The organism is Niameybacter massiliensis (assembly GCF_001282685.1).
Classification (GTDB): Bacteria; Bacillota; Clostridia; order Lachnospirales; family Cellulosilyticaceae; genus Holtiella; species Holtiella tumoricola.
The window spans coordinates 413,605-428,584 of record NZ_LN875034.1; the positions used below are offsets into that span (position 1 = coordinate 413,605).

The 14,980-nt window shown below is 35.0% G+C and carries 14 protein-coding genes; 8 read left to right on the forward strand and 6 right to left on the reverse strand.

Features of this window, described 5'->3' with window-relative positions; genetic code table 11:
- Positions 1 to 227: 227 nt before the first annotated feature.
- Positions 228 to 1,001, forward strand: coding sequence for a DeoR/GlpR family DNA-binding transcription regulator (locus BN2390_RS04335; protein WP_053983125.1), 774 nt, complete (start codon positions 228 to 230; stop codon positions 999 to 1,001).
- A 137-nt stretch (positions 1,002 to 1,138) separates the two neighbouring features.
- Here the strand turns inward: BN2390_RS04335 and BN2390_RS04340 are convergent, their stop codons facing one another.
- Positions 1,139 to 1,663 carry a hypothetical protein gene (locus BN2390_RS04340; protein ID WP_053983126.1) on the reverse strand — a complete coding sequence of 175 codons (525 nt, stop codon included), beginning with the start codon at positions 1,661 to 1,663 and terminating at the stop codon, positions 1,139 to 1,141.
- A 178-nt stretch (positions 1,664 to 1,841) separates the two neighbouring features.
- On the opposite strand from BN2390_RS04340, the gene BN2390_RS04345 reads away from it, so the two are divergent.
- The 6 genes from BN2390_RS04345 (at position 1,842) to BN2390_RS04370 (ending at position 9,597) form a co-directional block, all read left to right on the forward strand.
- The gene (locus tag BN2390_RS04345) at positions 1,842 to 2,459 is read left to right on the forward strand and encodes an alpha/beta fold hydrolase (protein ID WP_053983127.1); all 618 of its coding nucleotides are present in this window, start codon (positions 1,842 to 1,844) and stop codon (positions 2,457 to 2,459) included.
- A 356-nt stretch (positions 2,460 to 2,815) separates the two neighbouring features.
- Positions 2,816 to 3,490, forward strand: a complete 675-nt coding sequence (locus tag BN2390_RS04350; protein ID WP_053983128.1) for a class II aldolase/adducin family protein — start codon at positions 2,816 to 2,818, stop codon at positions 3,488 to 3,490.
- Between the two features lie 85 nt (positions 3,491 to 3,575).
- Positions 3,576 to 5,372: an L-fucose isomerase gene (locus BN2390_RS04355; RefSeq protein ID WP_053983129.1), complete on the forward strand. Its 1,797-nt coding sequence runs from the start codon at positions 3,576 to 3,578 to the stop codon at positions 5,370 to 5,372.
- Between the two features lie 9 nt (positions 5,373 to 5,381).
- Positions 5,382 to 6,725 carry a rhamnulokinase gene (locus tag BN2390_RS04360; RefSeq protein WP_053983130.1) on the forward strand — a complete coding sequence of 448 codons (1,344 nt, stop codon included), beginning with the start codon at positions 5,382 to 5,384 and terminating at the stop codon, positions 6,723 to 6,725.
- A 180-nt stretch (positions 6,726 to 6,905) separates the two neighbouring features.
- Positions 6,906 to 8,396, forward strand: coding sequence for a CehA/McbA family metallohydrolase (locus BN2390_RS04365; RefSeq protein WP_053983131.1), 1,491 nt, complete (start codon positions 6,906 to 6,908; stop codon positions 8,394 to 8,396).
- A gap of 154 nt (positions 8,397 to 8,550) precedes the next feature.
- Positions 8,551 to 9,597: an LCP family protein gene (locus BN2390_RS04370; protein WP_053983132.1), complete on the forward strand. Its 1,047-nt coding sequence runs from the start codon at positions 8,551 to 8,553 to the stop codon at positions 9,595 to 9,597.
- Positions 9,598 to 9,649: 52 nt separating this feature from the next.
- Here the strand turns inward: BN2390_RS04370 and BN2390_RS04375 are convergent, their stop codons facing one another.
- The 4 genes from BN2390_RS04375 to BN2390_RS04390 form a co-directional block, all read right to left on the reverse strand.
- On the reverse strand, positions 9,650 to 9,895 hold the full coding sequence (locus BN2390_RS04375; RefSeq protein WP_053983133.1) for a phage holin family protein: 246 nt from the start codon (positions 9,893 to 9,895) through the stop codon (positions 9,650 to 9,652).
- Positions 9,896 to 9,975: 80 nt separating this feature from the next.
- Positions 9,976 to 11,016 (reverse strand): MORN repeat-containing protein, encoded by a 1,041-nt coding sequence (locus BN2390_RS04380; RefSeq protein ID WP_053983134.1) that lies wholly within the window; start codon positions 11,014 to 11,016, stop codon positions 9,976 to 9,978.
- 68 nt (positions 11,017 to 11,084) lie between these two features.
- Positions 11,085 to 11,615, reverse strand: a complete 531-nt coding sequence (locus tag BN2390_RS04385; protein WP_053983135.1) for a spore maturation protein — start codon at positions 11,613 to 11,615, stop codon at positions 11,085 to 11,087.
- Complete coding sequence (locus tag BN2390_RS04390) at positions 11,615 to 12,196, reverse strand: nucleoside recognition domain-containing protein (RefSeq protein ID WP_053983136.1); 582 nt, start codon at positions 12,194 to 12,196, stop codon at positions 11,615 to 11,617. Before BN2390_RS04390 ends, BN2390_RS04385 begins: the two co-directional genes overlap by 1 nt.
- Positions 12,197 to 12,563: 367 nt before the next feature.
- On the opposite strand from BN2390_RS04390, the gene BN2390_RS04395 reads away from it, so the two are divergent.
- Entirely contained in the window at positions 12,564 to 12,827 is a 264-nt protein-coding gene (locus BN2390_RS04395; RefSeq protein ID WP_053983137.1) for an AbrB/MazE/SpoVT family DNA-binding domain-containing protein, read from the forward strand.
- Between the two features lie 40 nt (positions 12,828 to 12,867).
- On the opposite strand, the gene BN2390_RS04400 is transcribed toward BN2390_RS04395, so the two are convergent.
- The gene (locus BN2390_RS04400; RefSeq protein ID WP_053983138.1) at positions 12,868 to 14,898 is read right to left on the reverse strand and encodes a sensor histidine kinase; all 2,031 of its coding nucleotides are present in this window, start codon (positions 14,896 to 14,898) and stop codon (positions 12,868 to 12,870) included.
- Positions 14,899 to 14,980: the final 82 nt, after the last annotated feature.

Here is a 14,980-nt window from a genome sequence, read left to right on the forward strand (position 1 = left end):
AATAGATAAAATATATTTTATAAATTAATATAAAACATAAAATATTTTGGATTAGAGTAGTGAATTATAGCTAGTTGAAGGCTTTAGAATTAGTGCATATAGTATGAAATAGAGAAGAAGAGTAGAGAAAAAATAAATTAGTTATAGAGATAATAATTAATGTTTGATATAATAGTACACAAAAAACCACATGAAACCACAATTTGAGAGAGGGGCTGAAAACGAATATGCTAGCAATAGAGAGACAAAGGATCATACTAGATAAGTTACGTGAAGATGGCGCAGTACGTGTAGTTGATTTGAGTAAGCTATTTGATGTGACAGAAGAAACGGTAAGGCGTGATTTGGATAAACTAGAGAAACAAAATTTGCTTAAGAAGACATATGGGGGAGCGGTTTCTTTAGAAAATGATGAGAAAGAAGTAGAAGAGCATCCTTTTGAATATCGTATCAAGCAAAATTCGGAGAGTAAGGACAAGATAGGTAGGGCTATTGCTGATCTCATCCAAGATGGAGAAATCCTAATGGTAGATTGTAGTACAACATGTTTAGAAGTCTTAAGCCATATAGAAGAACAAAAGAAAGTTACAGTTATTACAAATGGACTAAGTACTATGACACTAGCAAGTAAGCTGAGTCACTTGACTTTAATAGGCACTGGGGGAACTTATAGAGAGAAATCTATCTCTTTTGTAGGTCCAACTGCCAAGAATAATATTAAGAGTTATTATGCAGATAAGGCTATTATATCCTGTAAAGGGATAACCAAAGAGCGTGGTGTTATGGAGTCTAGTGAGTTTGAAGCGGAGATTAAACAAAGCTTTATAGAATCTGCAAAAGAAACTATTTTAGCAGTAGATCATCAAAAGATAGATAAAAGTGCCATACATCGTTTGATAGGGCTAGAGAAAATTCATTATATCGTAACAGATGAGCCACTAGATGAAGAATGGTTAGAGGTATGTCGTAAATATAATATCAAACTTATTATAGCTAAATAGGGGAATAAATAAAGTTAATGATAGCAGAACGTATTTGTTGAAAAGGGGCTGTCGTACTAAGAATATACATACAATAGGTTGTGGTGTTTATTCTTAGTACGGCAGCCCCTTAGATATTTATAGTTTAAACATTGCAATCAGTCTTCTAGTAAGAAAAATAAATTTTTGTACGGACAGTAGTCTTTCTCACTTCCAGGTTCAATATTGCTTGGAGTGTAGATAAGTGCTCTATCTTTCCAAAAGAGCAAGCTGCGGATCATCTCTTCTTTAGTTTGAATGTTAGTATCTTCAGGTTCTTTTTCAGATTTACCTCCTGGGTACATGGTGATGAGTTCATAAGCATCTTCAACTTCTTTAGATTTTCTAAGAATGCACATGACTTGATAACTATATCCAGGTGCTTTGCCTTTGACAAAGCGTGTATAGAGTTCTCTTTCAAGTCGTTTAGCGTAGACAATTTCATCTTGGTCAGTTGTCTCAAGTAGCATGCTATAGCCTATAGGTTCTTCGAAGGTGGTAACAATGCGCTCTACATCTTCTGTTAGTTGCTTGAAGGTACCCTTTTCTTGGAGAAGGTCTAAAGTTTTCTCCCAACCGTGCAAAAATTCTTTATCATGACAAATCATATGACTTTTTAATGCTTCTGTAAGTATAATGTTCATTTAGTATCCTCCATTGATGTCGTCAAAAGTTATACCATTTAAGAACTAGTATTGTCTAGAATGATGGTATTCTATGTAGAAGTTTTGTATAAGTATGAGGATACAATTTTGCATGATATACTAAGATGAACTATTAGACTTTTGTCAGATAAAATTTTGTTAGGAAGGAAAAGAGATAATGCAATATATTTTCATTCATGGACTGGGACAAAGTGTATCAAGTTGGGATGATACTATTGGCTATTTAACAGAACGTGAACATGTTATTTGCCCTGAGGTATCTTCATTTATAGAAGGTGAAGAGGTTACCTATAAGAATTTGTATCAAAATTTCGCCAGATATTTAAATAGTCTTCATGAGCCGATTAATTTATGTGGGCTTTCATTAGGAGCAGTTATGGCATTAAACTATGCTATAGATTACCCTACTAAAGTGCAGTCATTAACATTAATTGCAGGACAATATAAAATGCCTAAAACATTACTAAAGCTACAAAGTATGATTTTCCGCTTGATTCCAGAGAGGGCTTTTGGGGATATAGGCATGGGGAAGAAGGATTTTATTGAATTAACTGGTTCAATGGTAGAGCTTGATTTTGGCAGTCATCTACAAGGGATAGCTTGTCCAGTGCTTATAGTATGTGGAGAAAAAGATCCGGCTAATAAGAAGGCTGCAAGAGAATTAGCTGAGTATATAAATGGGGCACAACTCCAATTTATAAAAGATGCAAAACATGAAGTGAATACTGATACGCCACAAGTATTAGCAGAAATACTTAATCATTTTTATAACTAATAAAAGGAGTGACTTCATTTAGATGATGAAGTCACTCCTTTTATTAGTTTATAGATAAAATCAGTAAAAAGTATCTTGGTAAATAAATTAGTAAATATCAGTAAAACAGAGTTTGTGTGGTAAAATATACAAATAACCAGCGAAAACCTAAGCGAATACTAGGTTTAATGGTTAAAAATGATGAAATAAATTAATTAATAGTATGAATAAAAGTTAAAAATACTGAAAAATATATTGCGTGTTTTATAATTAGGTGATAGTATAACATCATAGACAAAACCACATAAAACCACATAAACAAAGAATATGTTTGTGTATGAGATAAAAAATCAAACATTTAATAAAGGAGCAAAGGGATGAACAACTTACAAGAGTATGAAATCAAAGTGAAAATGTGTGAAATCGGAAAACGTGTTTACGGAAGAGGAATGGTTGCATCTAATGATGGTAACTTCTCTGTAAAGATTAGTGATACAGAAATTCTTTGTACACCAACAGGCACAAGCAAAGGATTTATGACACCAGAGATGATTTGTAAAGTAGATTTAGAAGGTAATGTATTAGAAGCAACAGCACCTTATAAGCCATCTTCAGAAGTGAAAATGCATCTTAGAATTTACCAACTTAGAAAAGATGTTAATGCTGTTGTTCATGCGCATCCAATGTATGCGACTGCATTTGCAATTTGTGGCAAGCCACTTGATAAGCAAATTATGCCAGAGTCTACAATCTTCCTTGGTGATGTACCATTAGCAGGTTATGGTATGCCTTCTACAGTAGAAGTACCAGATGCTATTGAACCATTCTTAGATACACATGATGCAGTACTTCTTGCAAATCACGGTGCACTTGCATGGGGAGTAGATATTGAAGCAGCTTACCACAAGATGGAAGGTTTAGAGTTCTACGCACAACTTCTTTATTTAACAGAAAGCATGGGAGGCGCTAAAGAACTTCCACAAAATGAGGTAGATCGTTTAGTTGAACTTAGAAGAGGGATGAATTTACCAGGTAGACATCCAAAACTTTAATACATAGAAATGAAATAATATTGAGTATAAAGAACAAGCGCATAATGAGAGAAGGATTAATTAAACACATTAAGGGGGAAAGAAAATGGAAAATACATATCGTTTAAAAGGTGCACTTCCTAAAGTCGGAATTAGACCAACTATTGATGGCAGAAGAGAAGGCGTTAGAGAATCATTAGAAGAACAAACAATGAGCATGGCTAAAGCAGTAGCTACACTTATTGAAGGCACACTTCGTCATCCAAATGGTGATAAAGTTGAATGTGTCATTGCAGATACTACAATCGGCGGTGTAGCAGAAGCAAGTGCATGTGAAGCAAAATTTGAAAAAGAAAATGTAGAAGTTTCTATTACAGTTACACCATGTTGGTGTTATGGTGCAGAAACACTTGATCTTAACCCACACCGTGTGAAAGCAATCTGGGGATTCAACGGTACAGAAAGACCAGGTGCTGTATATCTTGCATCAGCAGCTGCAGCTCATGCACAAGCAGGGCTTCCTGTGTTCTCAATCTATGGCAAAGATGTTCAAGATTCAGGAGATCAAACAATTCCAGCAGATGTAGAAACTAAACTTCTTACTTTTGCAAAAGCAGGTCTTGCTGTAGCACAAATGAGAAACAAATCTTATTTATCAATTGGTAGTGTATCAATGGGTATCTCAGGTTCTATTGTAGATCCACACTTCTTTAGTGACTACTTAGGTATGAGAACAGAATACGTAGATATGATTGAAATCATGAGACGTATTGAAAATGAAATCTACGATAAAGATGAATATGAAAAAGCACTTGCTTGGGTAAAAGCTAATTGCAAAGAAGGTGCAGAACTTAACAAACCACATCTTATCAAAGACCAAGCAGCTAAAGAAGCAGATTGGGAATTCATTGTGAAGATGACACTTATTTGTCGTGACCTTATGGTGGGTAATGAGAAGTTAGCAGAAAAAGGTTTTGTTGAAGAAGCAAATGGACACAATGCCATTGCAGCAGGTTTCCAAGGTCAACGTCATTGGACAGATTACAAACCAAATGGTGACTTTACAGAAGCTATCCTTAATTCATCATTTGACTGGAATGGTACACGTGAAGCTTTTGTTGTAGCTACAGAAAATGATGCACTTAATGGTGTGCCAATGTTATTTGGTCATCTTCTTACAGGTACATCTCAAATTTTCTCAGATGTACGTACATACTGGAGTCCTGAAGCTGTAGAACGTGTAACAGGACATAAGTTAGAAGGTCTTGCAGCAAATGGTATTATCCACCTTATTAACTCAGGTTCTACAACACTTGATGGAACTGGTAAACAAAGAAATGCAGTTGGCGAACCAGCTATGAAACCATTCTGGGATATTACAGAAGAAGAAGTTAAAGCTTGCCTTGATGCCACAACATGGCCATCAGCAAACCGTGAATACTTCAGAGGGGGCGGTTACTCATCATGCTTCCTTACAGAAGGTGGTATGCCTGTAACAATGAGCCGTATCTCTATGGTGAAAGGTCTTGGACCAATCCTTCAAATTGCAGAAGGTTACACAGTAGAGCTTCCAAGTGATGTACATGATACACTTAACAAACGTACTGATCAAACATGGCCTACTACATGGTTTGTGCCAAACTTAACAGGTGAAGGTGCATTCAAAGATGTATATAGTGTTATGAATGAATGGGCTGCTAACCATGGTGCAATCAGCTATGGGCATATTGGGGGAGACCTTATTACTCTTGCTTCTATGCTTCGTATTCCAGTAGCAATGCACAATGTACCAGAAGAAAGAATCTTTAGACCTAAAGTATGGAGCGCATTTGGTACAAAAGATCAAGAAGGTGCTGACTTCAGAGCTTGTAACAACTACGGACCACTTTACAAAAACGCATAGGAGGTCCTTATGAATAAAGCATATATTGCATTTGACTTAGGTGCATCAAGTGGAAGATTAATGTTAGGAATTGAGAAGGGCGAGACGGTAGAACTAGAAGAAGTTCACCGTTTCCCTAATGATTCAGTAACTATAGGCGGGACTATGTACTGGGACATTCCAAGGCTTTTCCATGAGATGAAACAAGGTCTTAAGAAGGTAGCAAGAAGAACTGATGTAGATATTCAATCTATAGGGATTGATACCTGGGGGGTAGATGGTGCGTGGATTGATGAGAATGGGCAAATGATTAATTTGCCTATTCATTATAGAGATGGTAGAACGGGAAAAGTCATTGAGGAAGTAGAAGGTCTCATTGATGAGGAAATGCTTTATACTTTAACAGGTATACAAAAAGCTAATTTCAATACGATTTATCAAATATATTATGACAAAAAGTATAACAAAGTCATCAAAGAGCATGGCTATAAGTGGCTTTTTATGCCAGATTTATTAGGTTATTTCTTTACAGGGAATCTTTATAATGAAGCAACGGTTGCTTCAACAAGTGGATTACTAGATGCACAGACAAGAACCTTTAGTGAAGAAATTTTTAATAAATTAGGTTTTAAGCGTGAATGGATGAATGAACTTGTTATGCCAGGTACTAAGATTGGTACACTTTCACAAGCTATACAAGAGGAAACAGGGCTGGGGGGCCTTCCGGTTATAGCAGTAGCAAGTCATGATACAGCTTCTGCAGTAGCAGGAGCGAAAATAGAGAAGGAAAATGAGCTTTACTTAGTATGTGGTACTTGGTGCCTAATGGGATTAGAAGTAGGTACACCTTATTTAACAAAAGAAGCACAAGAAGCTGGTTTTACCAATGAAGGTAGTGCAAAGGGCAAGATAAGATTACTTAAAAATATCAATGGCCTTTGGATTTTACAACAGCTTAAAAAGTGTTTAAATGATAGAGGACTTCCGGTAGATTTTCCTGATATTATTGCAGAGGCTAAAGAATCTAGCCATACTTATGCTATTGATATTGCAGATGAAAGATTTATGGCACCTGTTAATATGGAACAAGAAATTGTTAAGGCATGTGAAGAGGTATATGGTATAAAGCTTACGACAATGGGTGATATTGCTACAGCAGTATATAACGGGTTAGGGAAACTGTATAAAGAGACAGTTATCCAGTTTGAAGCACTCATTGAGGAATCTATTACTACTATTCATATGGTAGGTGGTGGGACGAAAGATCAGCACCTATGCCAAGTTGTAAGTGAAATGACAGGCAAAACTGTGATTAAAGGTACAACAGAAGCTTCAGCTATGGGAAATGTACTTTTACAACAAGGAAGCTGCTAGAGAGTCTATATGATATGAGAAGGATAAAGAGGATTCGTAATATGCTATGCTTTTAGAATAAGTGTATTGTGGATGTTATATCCTTATATAACGATTGAGATAAAGAAATAATGCATCTGGGATCCTAATATAGGAGAGCAGATGCATTTTGTTATAGATTGATTAATTTAGGAGGAGCATATGAGTTCACATATAAGCAAGAAATATAAACATTTCTATGGAGATTTACATACACATACAGGTTTTTCAGATGGACAAGGTACACCTGAAGAAGCTTTTAAATGGGCAAAGGAAAGTAGAAGAGGAGACTTTTTAGCTGTGTCAGACCATGCGGATCGTATTGACCAAAGAAAGTGGGAAGCAACTTTGAAGGCAGCGCAGGAAGCAACGGATGAGACGTTTGTAGCATTGGCTTCTGTTGAATCGGGTTATAGTGAAGAGTATATAGATGAAGACGGTGTGGCTGTAGTTAATGGAGGAGAACTTAATCTATTAGGTGCAAGTGAACTTATAGTAGAAAGTGGCTATCCAACAAATGGTGAGCACTTTGGAGAGCTTCTCAAAAAGCAAAAAGAAGCAATAGCCTTTTTTAATCATCCTCAAGAAGCCAGTTGGCCAACAGATAAAATATGGAATGCCTATAAGGATTTTGAAGTGTTAAATCCAGAAGAAAATTTACAAATTGTAGGTGTAGAGGTATCTAATGAAACAAGTGCTTATAATGATTTGCATGAGTTAGTATATAGTGTAGCCTTAGATAAAGGATGGCGATTTGCACCTTTTGCCAACTCAGATACACACAGTGGTAAATGGTTAAGTGGATTTGATGACCGTACAGTTGTGCTGGCAGAAGCACTTACAGCCAAGGATTTATTAGAAGCATTTAGACAACGACGTTTCTATGCTGTACAGAATCCAAGTTTTCAAATAGAGTTTGAAGTGAATGGTCAGGTCATGGGGAGTGTGTTAGAACCGTCATGCATAGATTATGAGATAAAGATAGAGGTAGAAAATAGATCTCCAAAGGAAGGAGAAGCCTTTAAATGTATACAATTAATATCAGATAATGGAGAGGTAATAGCTGAAAAGTTATTAGACAGTTTCTATGACCTATGGCAATTTGAAGTGGCGAGTACAACAGCACATTACTATTTTGTAAGAGTAGTCAATCAACTAGGCGAGAAAATATGGACAGCACCTATATGGACAGGAAGAAAGGCTAAGGTATGGGAACCGGTGCAAAAGGGTATTCGTATACCAATGGATAAAATGAGTATATGTGAAGTCTCTTCAGAGAAAGTAGCACATCAAGCAAAGGAGGTACTTAATCTAGATACTAAAACTTGGTGGGAAGCTGAAGGCCCAATGGGAGAGCTCCTATTGGATTTGGGAGAGCTCAAAAATATAGTGGGGGTAGGCTATCGTAAAAATTATATTCATTATGAAGATAAAGAGGCACTTGCAAAGCTTCTGGATTGTTATGAGTATGAGATAAGATTAGAAAAGAATGGAGAAGCTATTCATAAGGAAAAAGGCCGTATCTTAAATTATGGAAAAGAGCATTATACTCACTTTGAGTCAGTCAAAGGTAGATATATTTATATTAAGGCTAAAAGTATAAATGAAAATGCTACAGTTGCGATAGGGAATATCTTTATTTATACTCAATGAATTTATAATAAATTTATATAGAAGCGTTAAAATGCTATCTGAAATTAGAGACCTATTTATATACCAAAAATACTAAATTGTAAAATTTTTAGAGTGTGATATAATAGGCTAGGTAATAATAAAGGTATCTAAGCCAAAAGGAGCATAGCCAGAAATGAAGAAGATAAGTGAGACTCAGAGGAAGCAGCTTACCAAGTTCTTTTTAAGAATGATGCTGCTAAGCTTTATCGCAGTAGTACTTATAGGAGGCGTTGTAGCTTGCACTGTAGGAAATACTTTTAGTAAGATAAAAGTTGCAAGTAGAGATGAATTAGATCCAAACCTCCCACAATATAATCGTAATGAAGATACAGATCAAGAAGCATTACATTTAAATGTAGCAGTATTTGGGGTAGATAAAGATGAATCAAGAACAGATGTTATCTTTGTCGTACACTTTAATAGTGAAACAGGGAAGACAGAAGTGATTTCAGTACCAAGAGATACAAAAGTAACTTGGACGGATTATCAGATTGAAAAAGCAAAAGAACTTGATAGATATATACAAAATCCATGTAAAATTACAGAAATGAGTTCTTTTGGTGGTATAGAGAATATTAGATATTTCACTGTAAATGCACTAGAAGATATTTTAGGGATTAAAATAGACCATTACGTTGTTGTAAATATTGATGCATTTAGAAAGATTGTAGATGGTATAGGTGGCGTAACTGTTGATGTACCAAGACGTATGGAGTACACAGATAATAGCCAAGGCCTTTATATAGATCTTGAACCGGGCTTACAAACTCTAAACGGAGAACAAGCAGAGGGTTTAGTAAGATGGAGACATAATAATGACTACAGTGAGCAATATGCAGAAGGCGATACAGGGCGTATAGAAACACAACAAATTTTCTTAACAGCCTTTGCTAAAAAGGTCATGAGTCCACAAATTTTAAAAGCAGTACCACAAATGGTTAACATCTTATACTCAGATGTGCAAACAGATGTTGCTTTAAAAGATATACCTACATACTTAGGATATATTAATAAGTTTAATACAGCTAAGTTGAACTTTGAAACACTTCCAGGTGAATTTATTAGAGAAGAAAAGTGGTACTACATGGTAGACTATGATGAAGTAGATGAATTTGTAGCAGCACATTTTAATGATAATGTAGCAATAGCGCAAAGTGGGGTTGTTGCTACTGAAGAATAAAGCAAAAGGGTAAGGTGATACCAAGTGGTCGCCTTACCCTTTTTATAATTTGCTATTTTTCATCAGTCTTGTCTGTAGTTTTATCAGAGGTTTGGTTAGGATCATCAGTAAACCAGCGACTGGTTGTTGTTGGGTTGCTAATAATACCAGCAGTAACTAAGATTGCTAAGACAGCATTTACAATTTCTTGATATTCGCTTGGGACAATTTTAATCCCGAAAGCAGAAAGAACAAGAGGAATAACTGCAGCAATAGAAACCCAGAGACCATAGTTGCGCCATCTACTATTATTGTTCATAAACTTACCTCCTACTCTAACAATGAGAGCGATGATTCAATAATAGTATACGTGCTAGTTGTCTAAATGGTGATAGATATTTAGGCCAAACGTTCCACCATATAATCGTCTTCAAAAAGACCTACATATCTACTACCTTCTTCATCTTCATAAGTGCCTTTGCCATGCATTCTACCATCTACAAAGTCACCGGTATAGCTATGTCCATTAGGAAAACGCATAGTACCTTTACCAGTAATATGACCATCTACTACGTCACCAATATAGATACTTCCATTTAATAATGAGACCTTACCTTTACCTGTAGCTACACCATCTACTAAGTCCCCTTCATAAGTACCGATGTTAGGTAGATATAATTGACCATGTGTTGATGTAACCATGTAGTCATCTTCAAAGATACCTTGATATTTAGCACCTGTTTCATCTTCATAAGTGCCTTCACCATGCATATAACCATCTAAAAATTGACCAATATACTTGTGGCCATTATTGAAAGTTCTCATGCCTTTACCAGTAAGTTTACCATGCACAACATCACCGCGATAAGACGAACCATCTAAATAGGTATAAGTACCTTTACCATGAGGAATACCTTCCTCTACATCCCCTTCATATGTACCAATTTCACTAAGTGTTAATTTGCCACGACCTGTAGCAATACCATCTCTAAATTCACCTTCATAGCAATCACCATTAGCAAAGCGGCAAATTCCATGAGCTTGGATTTTGTTATTCATAAAAGTACCTTCGAAGACTAGGCCTTCTGTAGTATGGAAAGTCCCTTTACCTTCACGTACACCATTAAGAAAAGCACCTTCATGGAAGGAACCATCGCTCCAATGATAAACCCCTTGTCCGGTTTGTTCACCTTTGTAGAAGTCTCCTTCATAGGTTTCTTCGTCATCTAAATAGGCTTTCCCACGGCCATGAGGTTCTCCATTTTTAAATTCCCCTTCGTAGATTAGCTTTCCATCTTCGTTATAAAGCTTACCCATCCCATGAAACATAGGACCCTTCATCGCACCTTCATACATTACATTTCCGTTTTTATGGTATAAGACTTCGTCTTCGTATACATCATCGTGTTTTGAAAATAATGATTTAAGTTTTTCAAACATTTTTGGATCCTTCCTTTGTATATTTTATAGCTTTATTATATCAGTTTTTAAAGGAAAAAAACAGCTTATCAGCCGAAAAGATAACAAGTTAAAAAGTAAGCACAGAGTATACCGACAAATGATGCAATCAAGCCACCTACAACGGTATAACGTGTGTTTTTTACTTTGATAGTCATAAAGTATACAGACATGGTATAAAAGATGGTTTCAGTACATCCAAACATAATAGAAACAAGACGACCAATGAAAGAATCAGGGCCGTAAGTTTGGAAAATATCCAGAATAAGGCCAGTAGAAGCAGAAGAAGATACGGTACGCATGAGCGCGATAGGTAGGACTTCTTTTGGGAAATTAGTTGAAGCAACTAAAGGACTTAATAGACGTACCAGACCATCTAGACCGCCAGAGCTTTTGAGCATACCTACACCTAGCATTAAGGCAACGAGTGTAGGTAAAATAGAAACAACAACAGAAAGGCCTTCTTTGGCACCATCAATAAAAGATTGAAAGATATCTACCTTATGTAATAAACCATAAATAACAATAGAACACATAACAAGGGGTATAAGTAAATCAGATATGTACATAAACGCTTTCATTAATCGTTCCTCCTATACATAAGTTTTGCAAAAGTAATTGCAACAATAGAAGCAACAGCGGTAGCAAGTATAGAAGGTCCAATAACTTCTGTCGGATTGGCAGAGCCATATGCACTTCTATAGGCAACCATGTTAATAGATACAAGTTGAATTGTAGAGATGTTTACAATTAGGAACATACACATAGCATGTGTAGCCGTTTTAGGATGTGTTTTATTAAGCTTTTGTAATTCTACCATAGCCTTAAGACCAGGAGGTGTAGCAGCCCAACCTAGACCTAAAAAATTAGCAATAATATTTGTGGCAATGTATTTCCTTGCGGGATGATCCTTAGGGACATCAGGAAAAAGGAAATTCAATATAGGTGTCATCTTTTTGGCTAGAGCGTCAATAAGATGAGCGTTTTCTGCAATACGCATAATACCCATCCACATAGCAAGTGCACCACAGGTTTTAAAGCAAAGTTCTACTGCAGATTGACTAGACTCTAACATGGAAGTTGTAAGGGCTTGCATATTGCCGCCAAAGAGGGCCATAAGCAAAGAAAAGATAACCATAAATCCCCATAAGTAATTAAGCATTTCATTCTCTCCTAACTTCTAATAAAATATCTTGTCCTAATATATATGCACGTAAGTAGAGAAACTTGCCATCAAGAGAGAGAAAAGCTATTGGCAGAAAAATGTATTATTGGTAAATGAAAAAAGGTCATAAAAGCAGGTGAAACAGATTATTCGACAAAAAAATAAAAAAAATTCATCAAAACAGGTACAAATATTCGATTCGACAAATATTATATTATTAAATTGATAAAAAAATCAAAAAAAACGATAAAAATTTACAAAACGGGAATTGACTTTTATTGCTAATTATGGTACTTTAATAGTACATAAATTAGAAAAATGTACTTAGGTTAAGGAAAATATGTTATAAAGGGAGAGGATTTAAGTGAAATCAACAGGAATTGTAAGAAAAGTTGATGAGCTAGGACGAGTTGTGTTACCAATCGAATTAAGAAGAAATCTTAATATCCAAGAAAAAGATTCATTAGAAATTTTTGTAGATGATGAAAGAATTATCCTCAAAAAATATGAACCAGCAGATATCTTCAACGGGTCAATGGAAGACCTTATTGATTACAAGGGTAAAAAGGTTGCAAAAAGCACAATATATGAATTAGCAAAAATGGCGGGGATCCAAGTAGTAGAATAAATAAAAGGAGGTTGTGAAAACAACCTCCTTTTTTGTGTTATTAATTTAGATAGACATCAGAGAATTCGATATCAACTTTTTCACTATGTAAAGTATGGATATAATTAGAATCCATAAGATGTGCAAAGTTTATTTCAATAGGTAGGCGTATGATAAATTCAGTTCCTTCATTAACTACGCTACTTACTTCAATAATCCCATTATTTAATTCAACAAAGGACTTAACTAGAGAGAGCCCGATGCCGGCCCCTTCGGCTTTTCGAATTAATCCATTTTCGATGCGGGTAAAACGTTCAAATATGACTTTTTGACTCTCAGGTGGAATACCTACTCCTGTATCTTTAATATGAATACAAGCCTGGTTATTCTCTGCAGTGATAAAGACATCAATGTGCCCACCTTCAGGTGTATACTTAATAGCATTTGATAAGAGATTTAAAAGTGAACGTTCAAGAAGGTCTGTATCAATGGTGCAAAAGATTTCTTCCTCCTCTGTATCAAATAATGCAGAGATATTTTTACGCTCCATATAGGATAAAGTTGAACCTAATATATTTTCTGTTAGGTCTACAATGTTAATGGTGCGTTTAGATACGTTGAAGAAATGACTTTCAATACGATTAATATCTAAGAAATTATTGAGTAGACGTAATAGACGCATACAGTTTTGATTAATCATTGTATTGTAGGTAGAAATTTTATCATATTCACCCTGTGTAATGAGATTATTTTGAAGTTGTGTAGCACTGTAAATAATGTTGACTGGCGTTTTTAGCTCATGAGAGATGGTGCAGAAGAATTCTAGTTTTAGTTTTTCTAATGCAATATCTTGTTGAAGTTTATCTTGGTGCTTCTTGTAGGAAATATCCTTAGCAGAAGCAATGATTGCACGTGGTTCATTAGCATGAGAAAGCGTTAGATAAAGTTCAACATCTACTTGCTCAGATGTTGAAGTATTCATCTTGATTTCTATTGTTGCATGTTCTTGAGCATGTTTATAAAGGCTTTGTATGATTTGTTCAACCAAATCTCTGTCTTCAATGGCTATATAGTTCATGAAAGGTGTATACAGTATGTCTTGCGTATCAGAAGCCTTTAAGAGTATGCGTCCGTGTTCATTTGAGTGATAAATATTATGATCTACAATAACAAAAAGAGCATTGGGGTAGAAGAACATCATTTGTGAGTACAAAGTATCTACATATTGAAACTGTTTTTGAATAGATTCATTTTCCTCAGACATATGCTGGAGATAATGATTCATTAAAGTTGTACTTTCGTTGTAGAGCTCTAGTTTTTGTGTAAGATCTTTTGAATACTGAATAATAGAGTCTTGAGAGACCAACTTAAAGAACGCAACCATTAATGTAAGCTGATAAATCATGTATAAGTAGGCATATTTAATACCTGTATATAAACTTAATACAAAACCAATGATAATAAGCATACTTAAAGTAAGAAGATAAAAGAATATCTTTCTATTTGCTTTTTGTACAAAGAGGTTTTTAGTATCTCCTATATGATATGCCATGCAAAGCATAAGAAAACATAGGATAATACATAAGATAATATAGTACAAAATAGGTAAAGCAAATAAGTTATTTGTAATATTAAAAGGTGTAATTGTTTGATGTATTGTAAAAACTATAAGTGTTCCTAGTAAATAAATATTGCAAATAAATTTGCGTTTGTGAGGATGATTAAAGTATTTAAATACTAATATAGTAGCTATGCAAAAGAGTATAATAAATATTATAAAGCAATTAAAGAATTCGGTGTAAACTTCATCAGTAAGTGGCCAGCTGAATCGAAAGTTTAATAAGAGTAAATTAAGGGTTAAGAATAAGAAGCTTCCTCCATTCATGCAACCAATAGTACATAGTAATGCTGAATTATGAGCATCTAGACTAAACAAGCTAGTAGCAACGATTAAACAACTTAAAAGTAAAACACAAGCGAGATACATAGTATAGGCTTGTTTTAAATCAACGAAGAAAAATAGATATGTAATATTAAAAATACAAAAAGCATAAATAATTTTAGACATACTAAAAGACAATATTTTTTTCATAAGCTCCCCTATTATTAAAAAGTTATAATTAAATTTTTATATTGAACGCCCGTCCTTATTATAATATAAAAATGTGAAATAT